19 protein-coding genes and 1 pseudogene are annotated in these 20,246 nt (G+C 39.9%); 16 read left to right on the plus strand and 4 right to left on the minus strand.

Annotated features, from left to right (window positions below):
• Positions 1-159: 159 nt before the first annotated feature.
• On the minus strand, positions 160-417 hold the full coding sequence (locus CDG79_RS12055) for a CVNH domain-containing protein (RefSeq protein WP_317616585.1): 258 nt from the start codon (positions 415-417) through the stop codon (positions 160-162).
• Positions 418-512: 95 nt separating this feature from the next.
• Here CDG79_RS12055 and CDG79_RS42295 point away from each other — a divergent pair, with 95 nt between their 5' ends.
• The 10 genes and pseudogenes from CDG79_RS42295 to CDG79_RS12105 form a co-directional block, all read left to right on the plus strand.
• On the plus strand, positions 513-701 hold the full coding sequence (locus CDG79_RS42295) for a hypothetical protein (protein ID WP_094342350.1): 189 nt from the start codon (positions 513-515) through the stop codon (positions 699-701).
• A gap of 138 nt (positions 702-839) precedes the next feature.
• Positions 840-2,030: an iron-containing alcohol dehydrogenase family protein gene (locus tag CDG79_RS12065; protein ID WP_094342351.1), complete on the plus strand. Its 1,191-nt coding sequence runs from the start codon at positions 840-842 to the stop codon at positions 2,028-2,030.
• A complete protein-coding gene (locus CDG79_RS12070; protein WP_094342352.1) occupies positions 2,027-3,259 on the plus strand; it encodes an aspartate aminotransferase in 1,233 nt (410 codons plus the stop codon). The genes CDG79_RS12065 and CDG79_RS12070 overlap by 4 nt, the downstream gene beginning before the upstream one ends.
• 200 nt (positions 3,260-3,459) lie before the next feature.
• Positions 3,460-5,703 carry a DEAD/DEAH box helicase gene (locus CDG79_RS12075; RefSeq protein WP_094342353.1) on the plus strand — a complete coding sequence of 748 codons (2,244 nt, stop codon included), beginning with the start codon at positions 3,460-3,462 and terminating at the stop codon, positions 5,701-5,703.
• The gene (locus CDG79_RS12080; RefSeq protein WP_094342354.1) at positions 5,693-6,466 is read left to right on the plus strand and encodes a DUF2290 domain-containing protein; all 774 of its coding nucleotides are present in this window, start codon (positions 5,693-5,695) and stop codon (positions 6,464-6,466) included. The genes CDG79_RS12075 and CDG79_RS12080 overlap by 11 nt, the downstream gene beginning before the upstream one ends.
• A 360-nt stretch (positions 6,467-6,826) precedes the next feature.
• Entirely contained in the window at positions 6,827-7,153 is a 327-nt protein-coding gene (locus CDG79_RS12085) for an ArsR/SmtB family transcription factor (RefSeq protein WP_094342355.1), read from the plus strand.
• Between the two features lie 266 nt (positions 7,154-7,419).
• The gene (locus CDG79_RS12090; RefSeq protein ID WP_094342356.1) at positions 7,420-7,617 is read left to right on the plus strand and encodes a hypothetical protein; all 198 of its coding nucleotides are present in this window, start codon (positions 7,420-7,422) and stop codon (positions 7,615-7,617) included.
• Between the two features lie 37 nt (positions 7,618-7,654).
• Positions 7,655-8,716 carry an ACR3 family arsenite efflux transporter gene (gene arsB / locus CDG79_RS12095; RefSeq protein WP_094342357.1) on the plus strand — a complete coding sequence of 354 codons (1,062 nt, stop codon included), beginning with the start codon at positions 7,655-7,657 and terminating at the stop codon, positions 8,714-8,716.
• Positions 8,717-8,730: 14 nt separating this feature from the next.
• Complete coding sequence (locus CDG79_RS12100) at positions 8,731-9,201, plus strand: phosphatase domain-containing putative toxin (RefSeq protein ID WP_223278106.1); 471 nt, start codon at positions 8,731-8,733, stop codon at positions 9,199-9,201.
• A gap of 38 nt (positions 9,202-9,239) precedes the next feature.
• A pseudogene (locus CDG79_RS12105) lies at positions 9,240-9,497 on the plus strand (NAD(P)H-dependent oxidoreductase); the annotation flags it as partial.
• On the opposite strand, the gene CDG79_RS12110 reads toward CDG79_RS12105, so the two are convergent.
• Positions 9,493-13,188, minus strand: a complete 3,696-nt coding sequence (locus tag CDG79_RS12110; RefSeq protein ID WP_094342358.1) for a hybrid sensor histidine kinase/response regulator — start codon at positions 13,186-13,188, stop codon at positions 9,493-9,495. The pseudogene CDG79_RS12105 and the gene CDG79_RS12110 sit on opposite strands and share 5 nt — an antisense overlap.
• 1 nt (position 13,189) lies before the next feature.
• Positions 13,190-13,510 carry a helix-turn-helix domain-containing protein gene (locus tag CDG79_RS12115; protein ID WP_317616584.1) on the minus strand — a complete coding sequence of 107 codons (321 nt, stop codon included), beginning with the start codon at positions 13,508-13,510 and terminating at the stop codon, positions 13,190-13,192.
• A 682-nt stretch (positions 13,511-14,192) separates the two neighbouring features.
• On the opposite strand from CDG79_RS12115, the gene CDG79_RS12120 reads away from it, so the two are divergent.
• The gene (locus tag CDG79_RS12120; RefSeq protein ID WP_094342359.1) at positions 14,193-15,221 is read left to right on the plus strand and encodes a 1-acyl-sn-glycerol-3-phosphate acyltransferase; all 1,029 of its coding nucleotides are present in this window, start codon (positions 14,193-14,195) and stop codon (positions 15,219-15,221) included.
• A 308-nt stretch (positions 15,222-15,529) separates the two neighbouring features.
• Positions 15,530-15,802 (plus strand): hypothetical protein, encoded by a 273-nt coding sequence (locus tag CDG79_RS12125; RefSeq protein ID WP_094342360.1) that lies wholly within the window; start codon positions 15,530-15,532, stop codon positions 15,800-15,802.
• A gap of 54 nt (positions 15,803-15,856) precedes the next feature.
• On the opposite strand, the gene CDG79_RS12130 is transcribed toward CDG79_RS12125, so the two are convergent.
• Complete coding sequence (locus tag CDG79_RS12130; protein WP_094342361.1) at positions 15,857-16,318, minus strand: GNAT family N-acetyltransferase; 462 nt, start codon at positions 16,316-16,318, stop codon at positions 15,857-15,859.
• Between the two features lie 420 nt (positions 16,319-16,738).
• Here CDG79_RS12130 and CDG79_RS12135 point away from each other — a divergent pair, with 420 nt between their 5' ends.
• The 4 genes from CDG79_RS12135 (at position 16,739) to CDG79_RS12150 (ending at position 20,246) form a co-directional block, all read left to right on the plus strand.
• The gene (locus CDG79_RS12135; protein WP_094331761.1) at positions 16,739-17,245 is read left to right on the plus strand and encodes a hypothetical protein; all 507 of its coding nucleotides are present in this window, start codon (positions 16,739-16,741) and stop codon (positions 17,243-17,245) included.
• A gap of 226 nt (positions 17,246-17,471) precedes the next feature.
• Positions 17,472-17,798, plus strand: a complete 327-nt coding sequence (locus CDG79_RS12140) for a DUF6464 family protein (protein WP_094342362.1) — start codon at positions 17,472-17,474, stop codon at positions 17,796-17,798.
• Positions 17,799-18,046: 248 nt separating this feature from the next.
• Complete coding sequence (locus CDG79_RS12145; RefSeq protein WP_094342363.1) at positions 18,047-19,288, plus strand: ABC transporter substrate-binding protein; 1,242 nt, start codon at positions 18,047-18,049, stop codon at positions 19,286-19,288.
• A gap of 7 nt (positions 19,289-19,295) precedes the next feature.
• Positions 19,296-20,246, plus strand: coding sequence for a branched-chain amino acid ABC transporter permease (locus tag CDG79_RS12150; protein ID WP_094342364.1), 951 nt, complete (start codon positions 19,296-19,298; stop codon positions 20,244-20,246).

Genomic DNA, 20,246 nt, shown 5'->3' on the forward strand with positions numbered 1-20,246 from the left:
ATTAACTTCCCATTAAGGGGGCTGCAAGTAAATTCTAAATATTAGGGAAATCTAGGGGTGGTTTCGTAACCACCCCTAGATTTTTTGTATTATTAAAAAATTGAAGGAGATTTTTAGGTAGGGGCAATTCATGAATTACCCCTACTGTGTGGTTAAAAATTATTCAAATTTGAGAGTTCCGTCGATATTAGCAACGTGTTCATCAAGATTAATGTATGTTCCTAGAGTATCTCCGTCAGCTGTCTTGCATTCAGCACGGAGTCTGCTAGCACCAGCTAAACCAATATTGTTGCAGGTCAGAGCAAATTTCTGACTCATACTCTTGACAAAATTCCTAAGAGATCGAATGAAACAGCCCTGCTCTGCTAACGGGGTTTGAGACCTGCTAACGCTGGATATGCCGCGAGCAATGAGAATGTTTGACTGTCAAAAGTTGTAGAATCAGTCTAGATAAGGACAGGAACACAGTAAAAAACCTAGAAAAACTGCTACTTTAGGTATTTAAAATACGGATGGCTAAACCGTGTCTGGACGCAGAGGGAACTGATATGCCGACTCCACCTGATGAAACGTCAAATAAAGGAAGGATGTCCAGAGTTGATGTAGCAATGGTAATGTTAATTAATCATACGGTTATTCAAAACTTTGATAGTTCGGAATTTCAGGCTAATGGACATCACAAATTCAAGCAACGTCGTTAAATTACTTAAGCAGTTGGCGATTAGATCGGTTAAAACCTAGTTTAGTCAGATGCAAGTTTGTAGCCATAAGGCAACAACTATAACTCGTTGCAAGTCTATTAGATTAAGAAATATCAGGGTTTTGGCAAACTAGATTATATGTCTAATCAACTTTCTACTCAAACTTCTTTGTCTACTCAAACCTCTAGTGCATTATTTCCGCTCATAGTTGCCCCAGCAAAAGTAATCCGTGGTTCTGGGGTGTTAGCAGCCGCCGCCGCCGAGATCGCCTGTTTGGGAAGTCGTCCCTTAATTGTGGGGGGTGAGTCTACTCTCGCCATCAGCCGAAAAAATTTGCAACCAATTTTAGAAACGCAACAGTTACATTCTGCCCTAGCTTCTTATGGTGCAGATTGCTGCGAAGCTAGCCTAAAATCTTTACAGAAAAAGGCAAAAGAACATAAAGCTGATGTAATTGTCGGTGTTGGTGGCGGAAAAGCCTTAGATACAGCGAAATTACTCGCACAGCAGTTGCAGTTACCAGTGGTGACAATTCCGACATCAGGGGCTACCTGTGCAGCTTGGAGTGCTTTATCGAATGTATATTCGGAAGATGGAGCATTTCTCTACGATGTGGGACTATCTCGTTGTCCCGATTTACTAATACTCGATTACGACTTGATTAAAACTGCGCCACAACGGACTTTAGTAGCTGGAATTGGTGATGCGATCGCTAAATGGTACGAAGCCTCAGTTAGCAGTGGGCATTTGCAAGACACTTTAATTATTGCTGCGGTGCAACAAGCGCGAGTTTTGCGAGATATCCTTTTGCAAAAGTCAGCCCCTGCCTTGAAAGAACCAGGTAGTGAAGTTTGGCAAGAAGTCGTAGACGCAACTGTTTTGTTAGCTGGGGTAGTTGGGGGACTTGGAGGGGCGCAATGTCGCACAGTTGCAGCCCATGCCGTGCATAATGGTTTAACTCATATTTCAGGACATGGCAGTATTCATGGCGAAAAAGTTGCTTTTGGGATTTTGGTGCAACTGCGTTTAGAAGAAATGCTACAAGGCAATCAACTAGCAGCATCAGCACGGCAACAGTTGTTAAAGTTCTACACAGAAATTGGACTACCCCAAAAATTAAGTGATTTGGGATTGGGCAATATTACATTAGGCGAGTTGCAAACAGCTGCCGATATTGCTTTAGTTCCTAATTCTGATATCCATCGACTACCCTTTAAAGTCGCGCCAGAACAGCTGATGGCAGCAATGGTTTCCACCACTGCACCTATAGATAGTAGAGACACTACAAATCGAGTTTCGCCCAAGGGAATCAGTGACGAGGTTTTATGAGTTTAAATTGGATTGTCCCAGCAGAACGCATACAAAAACTACCACCTTATGTATTTGCCCGTTTAGATGAACTAAAAGCTAAAGCACGGGAACAAGGTTTAGATTTAATTGATTTGGGTATGGGAAACCCCGATGGTGCAACGCCAGCACCAGTTGTAGAAGCTGCGATCGCTGCTTTAAAAGATCCCGCCAATCACGGTTATCCACCCTTTGAAGGGACTGCTAGTTTCCGCCGCGCCATCACCAACTGGTATCGTCGCCGTTATGATGTGATTCTCGATCCTGATAGCGAAGCCTTGCCATTGCTGGGTTCTAAAGAAGGATTAACCCATTTAGCGATGGCCTATGTTAACCCTGGCGATTTAGTTTTGGTTCCTTCCCCCGCTTATCCCGCCCATTTTCGCGGCCCAGCGATCGCCGGCGGCAAAATCCACAGTTTGATTCTTAAACCAGAGAATGACTGGTTAATTGATTTAGCTGCGATTCCTGACGAGGTTGCAAAACTTGCCAAAATTCTCTATTTCAACTATCCCAGCAATCCAACTGCTGCCACAGCCCCTCGCGAATTCTTTGAAGAAATCGTCGCCTTCGCCCGTAAATATGAAATTTTGCTGGTGCATGATTTATGTTATGCCGAGTTAGCTTTTGATGGTTATCAACCCACTAGCTTGCTAGAAATTCCCGGCGCAAAAGATATTGGTGTAGAATTTCACACCTTATCTAAAACCTACAATATGGCTGGTTGGCGCGTTGGGTTTGTCGTGGGGAATCGTCATGTAATTCAAGGTTTGCGGACGCTGAAAACTAATTTGGATTACGGCATTTTTGCTGCTTTGCAAACAGCAGCTGAAACCGCTTTACAGTTGCCAGATGTGTATTTGCACGAGGTACAACAACGTTATCGTACCCGCCGCGATTTCCTCATTGATGGGTTAGAAGAGTTGGGTTGGGATATCCCTAAAACCAAGGCGACAATGTATCTTTGGGTGAAGTGTCCTGTGGGCATGGGTTCCACTGATTTTGCCTTAAACGTGTTGCAGCAAACTGGTGTTGTTCTAACCCCAGGTAACGCTTTTGGGGTTGCAGGTGAGGGTTATGTCAGAATCAGTTTAATTGCAGATTGCGATCGCTTGGGTGAAGCCTTACACCGCTTCAAGCAAGCTGGTATCCGCTATCAACCTGAAAGCGTAGTTTCTCCTTCAGGAGCGATCGCCGATCTCGTTAGTTGAGTAGAGGAAGGAAACCCAACATTACATGGCTCAAATTTTTGCTGATGATGTTTGATTATCATGTAAAAAAGTAGAAAGAGTTAACAATGATTGACATATACCAACAAAGTTAACTCTTAAAAACTCATCTTTGTGTTTTATGTTTATAATTAAGAACGCCTCTAAATATGAGGTAAATTCTTCAACTGAGGATAAAGGTGATGCAATTTTTAGTATCTTTAGCCACTACATATATTAACGATCAAGCATCCAAAAATATTTGGGATAGGTTATCTCAAATATTAGGAGATACTGATGGAATTTGCTACTATAGATACCCTTCTATTACATCCTCAACCAATTCAGTTCCAGATTTAACATTACTTGCTTGTGGATATCAACCAATTATTATCAAATGCTTGCCTTATAATCTTGATGAAATTCAAGAAATTGATGATGAAGAATGGATTGTAAATGATATAAAAAATGACTCTCCATTACTTGAATTAGATGATTATAGTGAAGGATTAAACACTAAGTTTGGTAGAAAAAGAAACTTACGTCGTCGCTTAGAAGTTATTAAAGTTGTCGCATTACCTTTTATATCAGAGATTGATTTTCGCCAGCGATTTAATCTAGAGGAGTTATTGTTAGATAACACAAAAATAATTTGGTCTAATTTATCAGTTGATAATGTTTTGGTTCCTATACCCATAGATAAAAAATTAAATTATAATGAATGGCAATTAGCTAAATCTGTTTTTCAAGGTGTTGCTTTAGACAAAGGTACAATTGATAAATCAGAACAAATTCAATCTTTAGGTCAAGCAATTATCGAATTGGAAAAACAAATAACGTTACTTGACCCAGAACAACATAAAGCTGCTGTTCAAATAGCACCAGGGCCTCAGCGTATAAGAGGGTTAGCGGGGACTGGCAAAACAGTTGTACTAGCAAAAAAAGCAGCTATTATACATAACACACCAGAACTTTCAGAAAAACGTATTCTTTTTACATTTAATACTCAGAGTCTTTATAACCAAGCAAAATCTTTAATATCAAAATATTATAGAGATGATAATACTGAAGATCCTGATTGGGAAGGAAGACTTCATATTCGACATGGTTGGGGAAGCTCAGATACTGAGAGACGTTCTGGAGTTTATTCTGACATTTGTAAACGATATGAATTACCAACAATGTCATTGAGGCAAGCACAAAAGATAGATCCAAAAACTCCTTTCCGTACTTGTTGTAAGCAAATTTTAAATATAGGAATAGAGCCTTTTTATGACTATATTGTAGTTGACGAAGCACAAGATTTCCCTCCTGAATTTTTTCAGATACTGTTTCAACTTTGTATTCCTAATGAACAAACAGGATTAAGATGTATTTATTGGGCTTATGATGAATTACAAAGTCTTTCATCTTTAGAAATCCCAGGGGCTACTGAGTTATTTGGTTTAGATATTAACGGTAGTCCTAATATAAATATTGATGGTGAAGATTACCCTGGAGGAATGGAAAAAGATATTGTATTACGTCAATCTTATCGCTGTCCTCAAAGTGTTCTTATGTTGGCTCATGGAGTAGGATTGGGAATCTATGCGCCTCGTGGTTGTGTGCAAATGTTATCAGACAAAGTGTCTTGGTCAGCAATTGGTTATGATGTTGTACAAGGAAATTTAGCAGAAGGTGAAGATACAGTTATTCTTAGACCTGAAGAAAATAGCCCAAATAAAATTTCTGAGGAATATGAAACAAAATTGGATGAAAAAGTTATAGGCATTCAAGTTTTGCAAAATGTAGAAGAAGAATTAGCTTGGGTATCCCAATCTATTTACCAAGACATTAAAGTAAAGAAAGTTCCTCCAGAAAAAATTGTTGTAGTTAGCTTAGATCAGCGCAATGCTATTAGTTATTTCCAAGTTATTCAAAGGCATCTACATAAGCTTAATATACCTTCACTTATACCAGGATTGATTAGAGGCACTGCTGATTTTTTTGCAGAATCAGGAGCGGTTACTTTATCAACAGTATGGAAAGCTAAAGGTAACGAAGCTCCAATAATATATATAATCAATTTTGATTATCTTTATCAGTATGCTGAAGAAATTGAAAGTAGAAATAGGGCATTTACATCTATATCTAGATCGAAAGGATGGATAAGGATTTCTGGTACTGGAAAGCAGATGCTTGCTGTGGAAAAGGAATTAGAGAAAATAATAAAAAATATACCATATTTTAGATTTAAATTTCCTGATATGGAGAGGGTTCGCCGTCTTGATGCCGCAGAGACATCTAGAAGGCGTAAGCAAGTAAAAACTGTTGAGATTGCTACTCAACAAATTTTAAAAATAGATGATGACGCTTTAGCTTCCTTAAATCCAGAAATCCTGAAGAAACTAGAAGAAAAAGTTACTCGTATTAGAGAAATAAGCGAAAGGGTAGGAGATGAAGATTAATGAAGCTCTAAGTATGCTCAATTCAGCATTTATAGACTGGAAGAATTTGTTAGTAAATCCATGTTATATCCGAAATCAAAATACTATTACTTGGAATAAATATGAATCACTATTTTTTGAAGATAACGTAAAATTAGAAGATGTAATTAAATTAATAGAATCTCAACAATACTCTTTTCAATTTGTAGATGATGGTGCAATTGTTCAAATTTATTATCAATTTGATAAAAGAGGTGAAAATTTAACAGGTGCAAAACTTGCTTATTATAAGATTTTCAATATCTTAGATGATAATGAAAAATCCGAAATAGATGAAATTAATGATGATACTGAAAATGGGCAATCCGAACTAGATGAACTAGAAGAATTTGATCCTAGTGAAAATTTGCCTTCTTTATACGGGAAAAATACTGTTTATTGGTTTAGAATTGATTATCAACCTCTAATAGAAACTGTAAGTTTGGAAAAAAATAAAAAGGAAGTTATTGAATCAACAGGAATATTGCATAGTAAGTGTCACTTACATATTAGTGGGTTTCCCAATTCAAGGTTTCCAGTTTGTGGTATTCCAACACCCAAGCAATTTATAGAAATTATCATTGCTTTCTGTTACCCTGAAAAATATCAAAAATATCGCCTTGATCAACAGGGGAATTATGTAGACCTAAATTGTATAAAAGATGTTAACAAGATAATTGTTGATTTTGATAATGACAATATATTTCAAATGATGACACATATTAAAATTCCCTCTCGCATTTAGTCTGGTTCATATTATTGAGTTAATTTTATTATCTTTTTATTACTAATTCTATCCAGAAAAATTAGATTAAGGTAATAAGGCTAATTAAGCACTAAGAAAAATATTAATTAAGTAGTAAGACAAAATTAATTATATAAACTTAGACCTGAAATCCTTATCTAGCCTAAAACCTAATGTTTAAATTCAGATACTGTATTTGATGAATGGGTAAATTAGAGATTGATATAATATGCATCTTAGTAAAAAATAGTCTTGTTCAAGGGCGATGTCTGACGACAAGCCGCTGCGCGTCTACGCACCTAAGCTATAGTTTATAGTTCACAATAGAGATAGCATATCCTTATAATATCAATATCATTGATGCCAACTTCCTCCTCAGCTACCATTCCTCATTTAATTGCTGCTAGCTTTCATGCCCTTTCTGATCCACTGAGGATTAGTGTGTTGGAATTGCTACGAAAGCGAGAATTATGTGTGTGTGATTTGTGCGAAGCCTTGGGGGTAAGTCAGTCAAAACTATCTTTTCACCTGAAAACCCTCAAGGAAGCTGCTTTAGTTAACTCCCGTCAGGAAGGACGCTGGATTTATTACAGTTTGAATTTACCCCAATTCAATATTCTAGAGGAATATTTGGCAGATTTTCGCCATAATCAGATAATTTTATCCGCGCGTCCCTGCTGCGATTAAGAAAGAGTTTAGATGAGTTAATTCATTGAAACCAGAATCTCACAGCTTCATGCCCTAGAAGTGTCAACTAGGACTGATTCCGTTTGCGCTGAATTAATTTGTTTAGCTCTCAACGATGGGAATGGTTAATACCGCGACTGTATTCCTTAACGCATCAACTTTTTTTGATGGATTTTTATATATGGTGCTATGCTTGGTATTGACACATCAAGTTTTTTTGAAATGACATAAATATGCTTTAAAAATTACCCATAACGGTGAAGTCAATGAACGCAATAGCAAAAAAATTAGCTCTCTTATTTGGAGTGTTGGCTTTTGCGAACAGTTGCACAGCCACACCCAATTCATCAATAGAAACTCATCAATCGCCAAAGGTTACACAGGTCACTGATGCGACAAAGGTGACGACGATTAAGATTGATGGTTCTAACACAGTGTATCTGAATAACGTAGGCGATCGCTAAAGAGACTTTGAATAATGTCAGCTGTATGAACTCTGTAATGAACAAAAAGACTTCAAAACGCCTCTCTTTTATTGATCGCTTCCTGACCTTGTGGATTTTTTTAGCAATGGCTATCGGTGTTGGTCTGGGCTATTTCTTTCCTGGAGTAGAAGCGTTTATCAACCAGTTCCAAGTAGGAACAACCAATATACCAATTGCCATCGGGTTAATTCTGATGATGTACCCACCTTTAGCCAAGGTGCGATACGAAGAGTTAGGGGATGTATTTCGCAACGGAAAAATTTTGGGTGTGTCACTACTTCAAAATTGGATTATTGGGCCAATTTTGATGTTTGCTCTGGCGACTATCTTCTTACACGGTTATCCAGAATACATGACGGGATTGATTCTGATTGGATTAGCCCGTTGTATTGCAATGGTAGTTGTGTGGAGTGACTTAGCGCGAGGCAATACAGAGTACACGGCTGGATTGGTTGCCTTCAACAGCATCTTTCAAGTTATCTTTTATAGTCCTTATGCCTGGTTTTTCATCACAGTACTGCCGCCACTATTTGGGTTACAAGGCAGTATTGTGAATGTCAGCATCGCCGAGATTGCCAAAAGTGTGTTTATCTATCTCGGTATTCCCTTTTTAGCAGGATTTTTCACTCGTTTCTTCTTAGTAAAGGTGAAAAGCAAGCAGTGGTATCATGAGGAATTTGTGCCTAAAATTAGCCCGATTACGCTGATTGCTCTATTATTTACAATTATGATTATGTTCAGCTTGAAAGGGAATTTGATTGTTCAGATACCCTTGGATGTGGTGAAGATTGCAATTCCACTAATCGTTTACTTCATCATCATGTTTCTGGTCAGCTTTTACATGGCTTGGCGCGTTAAGACAGACTATTCTAGAGCCGCAAGTGTAGCGTTTACATCAGCAGGAAATAATTTTGAACTGGCGATCGCAGTGGCAATTGCCGTGTTTGGCATTAATTCGGGTGTTGCTTTTGCTGCCGTTGTCGGGCCTCTGGTGGAAGTGCCTGTACTGATTGGTCTGGTTAATGTTGCCTTCTGGTTTGAAAAACGTTATTTCACAACACCTGAATCGAGAATCTGATAAATTTTGGACTAATGCTCAAACAAATGGAACACGAACAAATTCAACCGATTTCAGAAAACCTGTGGTGGGTGATTCCAGGGAAACTAGCAGGTGTTCGTAAGCCCATATCAGAGGAGTTGAAAGAGTTAGAGACGGCAGGTATATATGCAATTGTCTCTGTTATGGATGACCCCTCTAATTTAGATTTGTATCAACAAGCTGACATTCCTTATCTCTGGTTGCCAATCAAAGGAGGCACTCCACCCAATGGGGAACAGCTTCAGGAATTACAAAACTTTATTGACAGCCAAAATGCTCTTGACAAAGCTGTTGCAGTTCATTGCACGAGTGGGAGACGAAGGACGGGAACAATGTTAGCTGCTTACCTAATTTATAGTGGCTCGTCTTATCAAAACGCCATGCAGACCATTCAAAGCGCCAACTCGGAAGTGGAACTTCGAGAAGCACAACACAACTTTTTGCAAGAGTTGGCAGGAAAGTAAGTATTCATATTTAGCCATAGCGGAGCTTTTGTTGCATAATGACCTTCGATCGCAAACCGAGAATTCTATTTCTATACGGTTCTCTACGAGAGCGTTCATACAGCCGACTACTAGCCGAAGAAGCCGCAAGGATTATTCAAGAATTTGGTGCAGAAGTGCGGTTTTTCAATCCTTGGGAATTACCCATTTATGGCAGTGTGCCAGATACTCATCCCAAGGTACAGGAATTACGGGAATTGAGCATCTGGTCTGAGGGGCAAGTGTGGTCTTCTCCTGAGATGCACGGTAATATTACCGACTATAAATGAGGTTTGCGATCGCTCGAATTAATTTAGCTGGTTCCACAGGTTTGGTGATATGCTGCCCAAATCCGGCGGCGATTGCCTGATGACGATCGGCCTCACCTGCATAAGCGGTAAGAGCGATCGCTGGAATTGTCCCTCCTTGTTCTGGTGACATGGCTCTGATTTGACGGATCAGCATATAGCCATCTACTTCTGGCATTCCAATGTCGCTTAACAGCAAATTTGGCTGGAACTGAGGCATAGTTTGTAATGCTTCCACAGCCGATGCTGCCTGAGTTAGTACCGCGCCAGATTGCTCTAGAATGAAAGCAATTAACTCTCGCGTATCACGCTCATCATCCACAAGCAGAACTTTCACCCCATTTAGATCGGGTAAACGATCGGGTTGTCTATCAATCTGGTGGCTATCTGGATGAATCTCGATCGTCGGTATCATGACTGTAAAGGTTGCTCCCTGTTCTTCGCCTAAACTTTCTGCCTTAACTGTGCCTCCATGTAGCTCAACGATGTGACGTACAATAGCTAATCCTAATCCCAAGCCCCCAAATTTTCTGGTAGTTGCACCATCAGCTTGTCGAAAGTAGTCAAATACGAATGGTAAAAAATCTGGGCTAATTCCCTTACCTGTATCGCTGACTCGAAGTTGAGCCTGAGAACCAATAGACTCTAAACTAATTTCTACCTCTCCCCCTTGGGGCGTAAACTTAATCGCATTAGAAAGTAAATTCCAGATAACTTGCTGCAAGCGACCGGAATCACCTGTTACTATAAATTTTGAATCGCACCTTTGGGGCGCTGGAAGCGCGACTTGGATTTGGGATTTGAGATTGTCAGGTTGGTTGTTAAAATCGATAGATTCTAAATTTATGTGATAATTTTCTAATCCAAAATCTGAAATCGTAAATCGCAAATTAATAGATTTGGCTTGGGCGGCTAGACGTACAGTTTCTATTGCAGATGCGATCGCCATTTCCAGATTCACAGGAGCAATATTCAGACTCAGTTTACCTTGCAAAATCCGAGAGACATCCAGCAAGTCTTCAATTAATTGAGTCTGAAGCTTGGCATTGCGCTCAATGGTTTCGAGGGCGCGAGTGGTGGTTGCTTCATCATACTTTTTCGTTTGCAGTAACTTCGACCATCCCAAAATCGGGTTTAGCGGTGTGCGAAGTTCGTGAGAAAGAACCGCCAAAAACTCATCTTTAATTCGGTTAGCTTGGATCAATTCTTCTTTCCGTCGCTGTAACGAAGTCATTAACTCGGCGCGTTCCAGAGCAACCGCCACCTGATCGGAGGTTGCTTGCAGTAAAGCAATTTCTCCAGAGGTGAAGTTAGTGCGGGTGCGACTGGCAAAGGAAAGGACACCAAGCAGCTTTCCCTGAGCAATTAACGGTTGACCGGCATAGGCTGTAATTTCCAAATTCTGGAGAATGTGGGCATTTGGATGAGTAGAGTTCAGCACATCATTGACGACAATTTGACGGCGTTCTTGCGCTATTAGTCCGCACATCCCTTGATTAAATTCTAGGTATTCAAGTGCTTGAAATACTTCATCACTGATGCCGTTCCAAGCTACTAACCGAAGTTTCTGCTGATTTTCGTGCGTCTCAATTAGATAGTGGAAGTAAAAATGCAAATCCATTTGCGCCGATAGTTTGCTAAACAAGCTGTTCATTAGATCCAAGGGGCGCTCGGTTGAAAGCAAATCACTGGTTGTTTCAGAGAGCAGTTTGAGTCTTTCGCTGCGCTTTTGCAAGGCAAGTTCTGCAAGCTGGCGTTCGCGAAGGATGCGTTCGCGTTCGGTGATATCAACTGCAACCCCTCCTACTAGAAGTTGCCCAGAGGTATTTGCAATGGGAAATTTATACACCAAAAATTCGCCCAGAGTGCCATCTGTGCGTGGGGCAGACTCGATGGTTTCAACAACCTGATTTGTCTGGGCAACCATTCTAATATTATCAAGGAGGGGTTGAGCGATTTTGGCTGGGTAGAGGTCGAAAATGTTTTTATTAATCGCTTTATTTTTGGCGACATCGAATATGCTCAGATAAGTTGGACTGAGGTAAAGCACACGTCCGTCTGCATTGGTAATCCATGCTGCGGCTGGAATATTATCCATAAAAGCTTGAAATTGCTCTTGACTCTGACTTAGCGCTTTTTTAGCTTGGTTGAGATCGCTAATATCGAGAATGAATGCAACTGATTTCTGCCGCGATTCTCCTAAAAGGGAGTAGCCAACTACAACTGGGACAATAGAACCATCCTTGCGAATACATTCCTTTTCATAAGGTGTACAGGTTCCCTTCGCTATGGCCTCGGTAAGAGCCAGTTCATCTAAATATTGATATTCAGATGGCGTGATATCACTCCACCGCAATCCACCTGTCTGGATATCTGCTTGGGTATAGCCCACAATTCGCAAAAACTCGTCGTTGGCTTCAGTGATGCTACCATTTACATCACCAAAGATAATGCCAACTATATTTGCTTTGACAAAACTCCTGAGCCGTTCTTCACTTTCTTGGATCGCTTTCTCTGCTTCCTTGCGATCGCTAATATCTGTAGTGCTGCCAACTATACGTACTGGTTTTCCATCAGCATCCCGTTGCACCACTATCCCCCGATCTAATATATAGATGTACTGGTTCTCTTGGTTGCGAATGCGATATTCGGTAGCATAGCGATCGCCATTTGCCAAAGCAACTTCTACGCGCTGCAAATCCTCTGGATGAACAAGTTCAAGCCACCAATTACCTGTCGGTTCAGCAATGTCAAGGGAATAGCCCAAAATACGCGTTAACCCATCGGTTCTGTCAACGGTATCCTGTTCTAGATTCCAGTCATAAATAAGACAATTGACCGCAGATGCTGCTAATTCAAAACGCTCGTTAGCTAACCTCAGACGTTCTTCTTTCTCCCGCAAGATTTGTTCGGCTTGTTTGCGTTTGCTCAAATCAACAACAAAGCCAATGACAGTTTCTTCACTGTCTTCCACGAAGACAGAACCGAGCAAAACGGGGACTCTTTTGCCATCTTTGCAGATATATTCTTTCTCAAAGGGTTTACAGACTCCGGTAGTTTTCAGTTCTTCTACTGAACGCTCACTCAATAGAAGATACTCAGGTGGGGTAATCTCACGCCACTTTATTTGGTTAACAGACAAATCTTCTCGCGTATAACCGACCATTTTCAGAAAAGCATCATTGGCTTCCATAATGGAGCCGTTCTTGATATCAGTGACAATGACTCCAATGATGTTGGATTGTGCCAGTCGGCTAAACCGCGTTTCGCTATTTTGCAACAATTTCAGGCTTGTCTCGGCTTTGCCTCTGGCAGTTCGCAATTCTGAAGAGAGGGCAGTAATTAAGAAGGATACTAATGAGAATGTGGTTAATTGTACCAAGACGTTCAAGTTGAGTAAATCGAACGAATAGACTGGCTCGATCAAAAAATAGAGCGCAGTTGTTACAGAAAGAGCGATCGCTAATACTCCAAGTCCCATGCCACCATACCAGGCGCTGACTGCCACAGCAGCATAAAATAATGTAAATACGCTCGGATCGAAGACTGGTAGCAACAGTCCCGTCAATAGCAGCGCCGCTATGACTGCTAGAATCATCACACCATAAGTTAGTAACCAAGAGCGCATCATCAAAATTTTTGTGGGTACTTTCACCATCATCTTAAGAGTCCTCCCGTTGCTCCGCTTTTGGGAGATACTCGTTCGCTAGTCTTTTGCCTGGTTCGCCCATCTTTTGTAACATTTCTTCAATCAGCTTTAGTGCCATCTGTGAAGGCACTGTAGATCCGTTCTCCCAGCGATTGACTGTTCGCAGAGAAACTCCCAACTTGGCTGCAAACTTTTCCTGAGATAGATCCAGTTGCTGCCGAAGTTCACGGATTAAATCTGAAATTTTTAGTAGCTTTCCTAGTTCCATAATAGGAAGATTAAGACAGGTGTCTCGCCATTTGTCTCCAACTTGAGGAAGAATTTGAACAGTCATTAGTTGTTATCAATTTCATCTTTTGGCGAAATCCAATATTATTTATTAGTCTTTATTGGTTGCTGTTCACTGATTTAACTCGTTTGCAATAGTTCTGACAATCGTTCGCTGTTTTAAGTGGTGCGACAAAATAAGCCAACTATAAAATAAATATTAAATTTTCTTGGCTATGTGATGCCAAAACAGTATTATTTCCAACAGTTTGATTATTTTCAAGCATCACACATTGCTACAAATTTATAAGTAGTCTGCTAAATTAGCATACTTCATACCAAACGGAGTTTTTCCACTATAAATACTCTCTATAGCAGCAATTTTATTTGAATTGAGAACCAAATCTGAAAATTGGTTTCAAAATCGGGAGCATCCCAATTTAGCAAAAATAAATATACGGGACTGATACAAAAACCCTTTTCAATGCTCTTCCCTTTGTGTCCAACTCTTACGAGACGCTGCGCGTAGCTTGCTTCCCCGTTCGCGCAGCGTCTCGTAGAGAAGGGGTATGTGGTTCGTTTTTTATCCTTCGGGGTAAGTCACAATCCTGTATATAAATTAAACTTGCACATTTGGGATGCTCCCTCAAAATCTGTAGTTAATTTTACTTCTATGGTAAGATTTCAATGGCAAAACTATAAAGCTATAATGCGGTTTTAATCAAATATTTGCCCGATGTTTAACCGCTTTGATTAATCAACACTCCAAAAACCTCCTCGACACTCAACTGGAAAATGCACCAAGTGAAGGCTATATATTTAGCTGGTTTGATTGGTTTTGCCTCTGGTATCCTCCAGGCTGGCTAATTTTATTCAACCGCCATTGGCAGCACTATTACACCGATCCAGATGGTTGGAATTGGCTGGAATATGGATTATTTTTAATTCCTGGCGGATTTTATCTGGCAATGCTAATTCGTTGGTTGCGTCTTGGTTTCCGTTCACCCCGAAAAGAAATAGGTGAATTTGATCCCAAATATCAACAAGCTTTTCGCCAAGAAGTTCTCAGGGCCATCGTCAAATACTATTTTCGGGGAGAATTAAAACAAGTCGAAAACTTGCCGCAAACAGGGCCGTTGATTGTGGCAATGAATCATTCAGGGATGTGTTTTCCTTGGGATTTTTTGACTTTGGGTTATTTATTAAGCGAAGCTAGGGGATGGGTAGTACAACCCGTAGCAAGTCCAACATTATTCGATCATTCTTGGGTGATTTGGTGGCTACCACCTAAATGGTCGCAGGTTTTGGGCGGTGTGCGAGCCGAGTTAGATGATTTTGAGGCAGCTATGGCCCAAGATAAAATTATCTTATATGCGCCTGAAGGTATTCGCGGCCCTCTGAAAGGTTGGAAAAGACGCTATCAACTAGAAAAGTTTGATGTGAGTTTTGTTAAATTGAGCGATCGCTATCATATCCCTATTTTGCCAGTAGTTTGCATTGGTAGTGAATTTTTACATCCTTGGGCTGTTAATTTCCAGAAATTGCAACGACTAGTCAAATTACCATTTTTGCCTTTCTCACCTTTCATCTTTGTCTTAATTCTGTTTCCTTCAATGGGAATTTGGGCAATGAGAACTCGTTTGAGTTATTATATTCAGCCTTTGGAATCAGCAGAATTGCCTAATTTAAACAAAGGGCGTACAGATGTTTATCGGCAAGCACAAAAATTACGAGAAAAACTGCAAATTAAAATTAATCAGAGACTATTTATAAAGTAAATATTAAGTAGGGTGTGTTACAGTTTTAGCCTAACGCACAGTGTTATGTGAAAAGATTTGATATCCACCATATACTTGTTCGCGATCGCCTATTCTCGAATTTAACCCTTAACTTACTATAGGACTAGTTTTTGATTTTTGAAATATCACGTAGGGTGCGTTAGCGTAGCGTAACGCACCATCAGCTTACCCTGGGTGCGTTATGACGTTCCGTCTAACACACCCTACAAATACTTATATTTTTTCAAAAATCAAATATGATTCCTATACCATAGTTAATTCACCCCGCCGAAACAGAAAGTTGCTTGATGAGTGAAACAAATGCCGAATATCAAGTCAGACTTGATGAGATGATTAAGACAGGGAAGCTAAAAGCAGAATATAAAGACATACTTTTAGAAATCGGTGAGTTGGGAAGCAAGGCTTGTGCTTTAGGATTAATTTCCGGTTTAGGATGGGGGGAAGATGCCAATTATATCGTTCTCAATGCATACGAAATACTTGATAAAGACGGTAATTTTTTGTATTTCACCTTGTCGGAAGCGCGTGACTACCTTCATAATTTAATTGCAGATTCATAATAATATTAGTTAACAGTTTTTGCTCTTAATTTGTGTTGCTTCTTATTACAATGACTAAATTGATTTTTCCATAATAAAATTTATCAGCTTTTGCCCTCTACGTTCTACTTCTTGCTGTTTCACAATAATAAAACTCTGCCTTTCAAAAAAAGGTTTAGCTGTAATACTAGCTTCTGTAAATAACTTTTCAACTCCTAAAGCTTTTGCTTTTGATTCAAGCTGTTCTAAGATTTTTTTACTAACCCCTTTTCTTTGAAAATCTTTATGACAGTAAAAACGATCGATATGTCCATTAGCCTCTAATTCCCCAAAACCAATAATTTTACCATTCTCCTCTGCTACATAAGTAAACTTACTTCCTAAACCTTTAATCCAAACATCAATATTCATATTTGCTGGTGCCCAAGCATCTACTTGTTCTTGTGTGTAATCATGAATATTCACTTCATGAATAGTGTCGTAGAACAATTTCATAATTTCTTCGGTATCAGCGATTTCGTATATTCTTAATCTCATTTTTTTCAAAAATCAAATATGAGTCCTATAGAAATATTATCAGCGCTGGTGGAACTACTTCAGGTTCCGTTTTGCCCACACCAGCCGGACTTAGGGACTTCCAATTAAAAAAATATCCAATTTTGTAGGGTGCGTTAGCGACAGCGTAACGCACCGCCAGATATCTCGGTGCGTTACGGCTTTCGCCTAACACACCCTACTGTATATTTATTTTATTGTTTGGAAGTCCCTTACGCAAATAACATAGGTAAGAGCAATATAACTTTGTGCCTACGTAAATTACCTCAGAGAGCGTGTAGTTTTGCGTAAGTCATAAGCAGAATTTATCAGATTAAATCTGGTATACAAAATTTGTATAGTACAAATATACTATTTACTGCTAAAATGCCTTAGAAGTCAGCTAGCCTTACTTGAGGTAGTATGAAAAAAATCTCAGACACGGACAAAAAGCCCATTTTGCTGAAAGTCTCGATGTTGCAGCCTACACCTGTAACTACTGCAATTGTGCCACTGCAACCCCAACAGGAGAAAATCGTCAGCGAACGGGAGCGTTTGATAACACAAGTCGAGCGGATTAATCGGATGGCGGGAGAGTTAGAAGCAGCGATATTGGAGTTGAAAGCGATCGCTAACACACTCAATAGTCAAAAACGTTACCCACTCTTGAAGAAGGAGCTAGGTAAACAGATTTGTCAGTATTTCGCAGTTAGCGTCCCTTGGGTAAAACGAAAGCCTGACGAATCATTTATTTTGACAACGCGAAAAGTTGATTTATTCCGAGCCGAAAGGGAAGCCGCACTGCTAGCACAACAACTTCGTCAGCAAAGCAAAAAAAGATTAGCATCGCAGCGACATAGAAAAAACAAAAGTCGGGTGGAGACTGACATAAGACGTTTGTGCCAAAAGGCATTAGTCAACAAATCTTAAAATTATCAACATTCAACGGCAGTTCACGCCTGGGGTTGTAACAGTTATGCTGATTGGAGTGGCAGAAAGAACTTCTTCGTTAAAATTGCTAGATACTACACTGCCATTACTAATTGCCAACAAACATGGTTGCAATTAGACAAAACTGCCCTAATCTTTGCACTTCCGTAAACCAGAGTGTAACATCAGGGACAATCAATCAGCGCACAGAAGAGGTAAAAAGAAGGTGTTAAAGACACTTTTAGTAATTGCCGTTGGTTTTTTACCGTCCCTGATTTCCCTGTGGGCGATCCGCAAAACCCATGCGCGATCGCGCCTACGGATGAGGCAAGCAGCCATGAATTTTCAAGCGGTGCAGGGACGGCAAAACCTTAGACCTGTTGAAGGCGATCGCTATTATTTAGAAGGGGTGGGTTATCTGATTGGCGATATCAGCTGCAAATTTAATGCCCGTTCTGGCTACATGCGTTGTGCTGTTAATCCCGACGGCCCATGTAACGGTTGCCGTCACTACGAGCCTAAAGGATTACCTGGTAGCGAAAAAGGGGTTTAAAAGTACTTACTTAGTAGTAAACTGAACTGACAAAGCGATCCCCAAATAGAACCGGGGAACGATCAAATCATTACTAATTATAATAATTTGTATTTAGAAGCACTTTGAATATTTGTCTTTGCATGGTGAAATAAGAGTGATTTAATAGAATTCGTGCAAAAGTTTAAATCTGCGTCATTTTGTTTGCAGATTATGAAAGTTAGCATGAGCTTTTGCCGAATATCTAATAACTACATGATTATTTAACGATGAACAACGCGATCGCTCAGACAACAGCATTATTATCAACTTGCGCTTTGCTACTAACAGGCTGTGGCGGTGGCTCTGTGACAAATACTCCAAATAGTACTACAAACAACACTACAACTAACACCACCCAGACAACGACTACATCAGGTGCTATTCCCATCGGCATTGCCTTAGCACAAACCAGCAACGTAGCATTACTTGGTCAAGAAGGATTTGTGGGAGCCAGAATTGCCGAGAAGTATTTCAATAGTAAAGGTGGCATTAATGGCACTCCGATTAAATTGATAAGTCAAGATACTAGCGGTGATGAAGCTGGAGCAATTAATGCTTTTCAAACTTTAATTAATAAGGATAAAGTTGTGGGTATTGTTGGCCCTACTTTGTCACAGCAAGCTTTTAGTGCTGACCCCGTTGCCGAACGTGCGAAAGTTCCAGTTATTGGAGCATCAAATACCGCAAACGGAATTCCAGAAATTGGTGATTATGTAGCTCGTGTATCTGCCCCCGTTTCTATAGTTGCACCTAATTCGTTGAAAGCTGCACTCAAACAGAATCCTCAAATTAAAAAAGTAGCAGTTTTTTACGCCCAAAATGATGCATTTAATAAATCAGAAACCGAGATTTTTCAAAAGGCAGTTAAAGAACAAGGGCTAGAATTAGTAACAGTTCAAAAATTCCAAACTACTGATACAGATTTTCAAGCCCAAGCTACCAATGCTATTAACTTAAAACCAGATTTAGTAATTATTTCAGGACTAGCTGCTGATGGTGGTAACTTAGTGCGACAACTGCGAGAACTAGGTTATAAAGGCATAATTATTGGTGGTAATGGTCTAAATACACCCAATGTTTTATCGGTGTGTAAAGCCCTTTGCGATGGTGTGCTGATTGCTCAAGCTTACAGTCCTGAATATCCTGGTGAGATTAATAAGATATTTCGCCAAGCCTATATTGAGCAATATAAAAAAGAACCAGCCCAATTTACCGGTCAAGCTTTTGCGGCGGTGCAGGTGTATGTCGAAGCTCTTAAAGAGTTGGATAAAAAGTCCAAAATCAGTACATTACCTCTTGATAAACTGCGGACAGAATTGAATAAGCAACTACTAGCTGGAAAATATGACACTCCTTTAGGTGAGATTGCTTTTACACCAGTAGGTGATGTGATTCAAAAAGAATTTTACGTCGCCCAAATTAAGATGGATAAAGACGGAAACACTGGAAAATTCGTATTTATAAAATAGTTGCAATATGGATATCACTCTATTTTTGCAACAATTTCTGAACGGATTATCTATCGGTAGTATCTATGCAATTTTTGCATTGGGATATACCTTAGTCTATTCAATTTTGGGCATCATTAATTTAGCTCATGGCGCGATTTTTACCTTGGGTGCATATTTCACTTATGCCCTTATGGGTGGTAGCTTTGGATTTAATGGCTTGCTAGCTAATGCAACCTTGCCAATAAAATTACCATTTGCTATAGCCTTAATTTTAGGAAGTACCTTGGCGGGATTGATCGGAATAGTGATGGAACGGGTTGCTTTTCAACCTTTGCGTCGTCAAGGATCTGATCCCTTACTAACTGTTGTTTCCAGCTTGGGAGTAGCAGTGGTAATTGTTAACTTAATCCAGTATTTGGTAGGCGCAGAAAGTTACACATATCCCGCAGATACTTATGGGAATTTACCACCTTCTATTAACTTTGGTACTCAAGAAAAGGAAATTCCCATTCGCACCGTTCAGGTGGTAATTTTTACGGTATCAGTTGTAATTGTGGCAATTATTACCTATTTTATCAATCGGACTAAGTATGGTAAGGCCATGCAGGCGATCGCAGAAGATCCGACTACAGCTAGTTTATTAGGAATTAATAGCGATCGCTTTATCATCCTAACATTCTTCATCAGCAGTTTTTTAGCAGGATTAGCAGGAACCTTAGTCGCCTCTAGCGTTAGTATTGCTGGGCCATATTTTGGTATTGCTTTTGGTTTGCGGGGTTTAGCGGTAATTGTCTTAGGTGGTTTAGGTAGTATTCCCGGCGCGGTAGTGGGAGGTTTGGTAATTGGATTAGTTGAGGCGTTTGTCCCTGCTGAATTCTCTGGATATAAAGACGCAGTAGCCTTTGGAATTTTGTTTATTATGCTATTAGTTAGACCCCAAGGTTTGCTAGGGCGGCGGTTTATTCAGAAAGTTTAA

The sequence above is a fragment of the Nostoc sp. 'Peltigera membranacea cyanobiont' 232 genome (genome assembly GCF_002245985.1).
Taxonomy (GTDB): Bacteria; Cyanobacteriota; Cyanobacteriia; order Cyanobacteriales; family Nostocaceae; genus Nostoc.

Bases quoted from the DNA above. Each gene is read 5' to 3' on its own strand.
- CDG79_RS42295 (WP_094342350.1), top strand. From the start codon at position 513: ATGGCTAAACCGTGTCTGGACGCAGAGGGAACTGATATGCCGACTCCA.
- CDG79_RS12065 (WP_094342351.1), top strand. From the start codon at position 840: ATGTCTAATCAACTTTCTACTCAAACTTCTTTGTCTACTCAAACCTCT.
- CDG79_RS12070 (WP_094342352.1), top strand. From the start codon at position 2,027: ATGAGTTTAAATTGGATTGTCCCAGCAGAACGCATACAAAAACTACCA.
- CDG79_RS12075 (WP_094342353.1), top strand. From the start codon at position 3,460: ATGCAATTTTTAGTATCTTTAGCCACTACATATATTAACGATCAAGCA.
- CDG79_RS12080 (WP_094342354.1), top strand. From the start codon at position 5,693: ATGAAGATTAATGAAGCTCTAAGTATGCTCAATTCAGCATTTATAGAC.
- CDG79_RS12085 (WP_094342355.1), top strand. From the start codon at position 6,827: ATGCCAACTTCCTCCTCAGCTACCATTCCTCATTTAATTGCTGCTAGC.
- CDG79_RS12090 (WP_094342356.1), top strand. From the start codon at position 7,420: ATGAACGCAATAGCAAAAAAATTAGCTCTCTTATTTGGAGTGTTGGCT.
- arsB (WP_094342357.1), top strand. From the start codon at position 7,655: ATGAACAAAAAGACTTCAAAACGCCTCTCTTTTATTGATCGCTTCCTG.
- CDG79_RS12100 (WP_223278106.1), top strand. From the start codon at position 8,731: ATGCTCAAACAAATGGAACACGAACAAATTCAACCGATTTCAGAAAAC.
- CDG79_RS12110 (WP_094342358.1), bottom strand. From the start codon at position 13,188: ATGATGGTGAAAGTACCCACAAAAATTTTGATGATGCGCTCTTGGTTA.
- CDG79_RS12115 (WP_317616584.1), bottom strand. From the start codon at position 13,510: ATGACTGTTCAAATTCTTCCTCAAGTTGGAGACAAATGGCGAGACACC.
- CDG79_RS12125 (WP_094342360.1), top strand. From the start codon at position 15,530: ATGAGTGAAACAAATGCCGAATATCAAGTCAGACTTGATGAGATGATT.
- CDG79_RS12130 (WP_094342361.1), bottom strand. From the start codon at position 16,318: ATGAGATTAAGAATATACGAAATCGCTGATACCGAAGAAATTATGAAA.
- CDG79_RS12135 (WP_094331761.1), top strand. From the start codon at position 16,739: ATGAAAAAAATCTCAGACACGGACAAAAAGCCCATTTTGCTGAAAGTC.
- CDG79_RS12145 (WP_094342363.1), top strand. From the start codon at position 18,047: ATGAACAACGCGATCGCTCAGACAACAGCATTATTATCAACTTGCGCT.
- CDG79_RS12150 (WP_094342364.1), top strand. From the start codon at position 19,296: ATGGATATCACTCTATTTTTGCAACAATTTCTGAACGGATTATCTATC.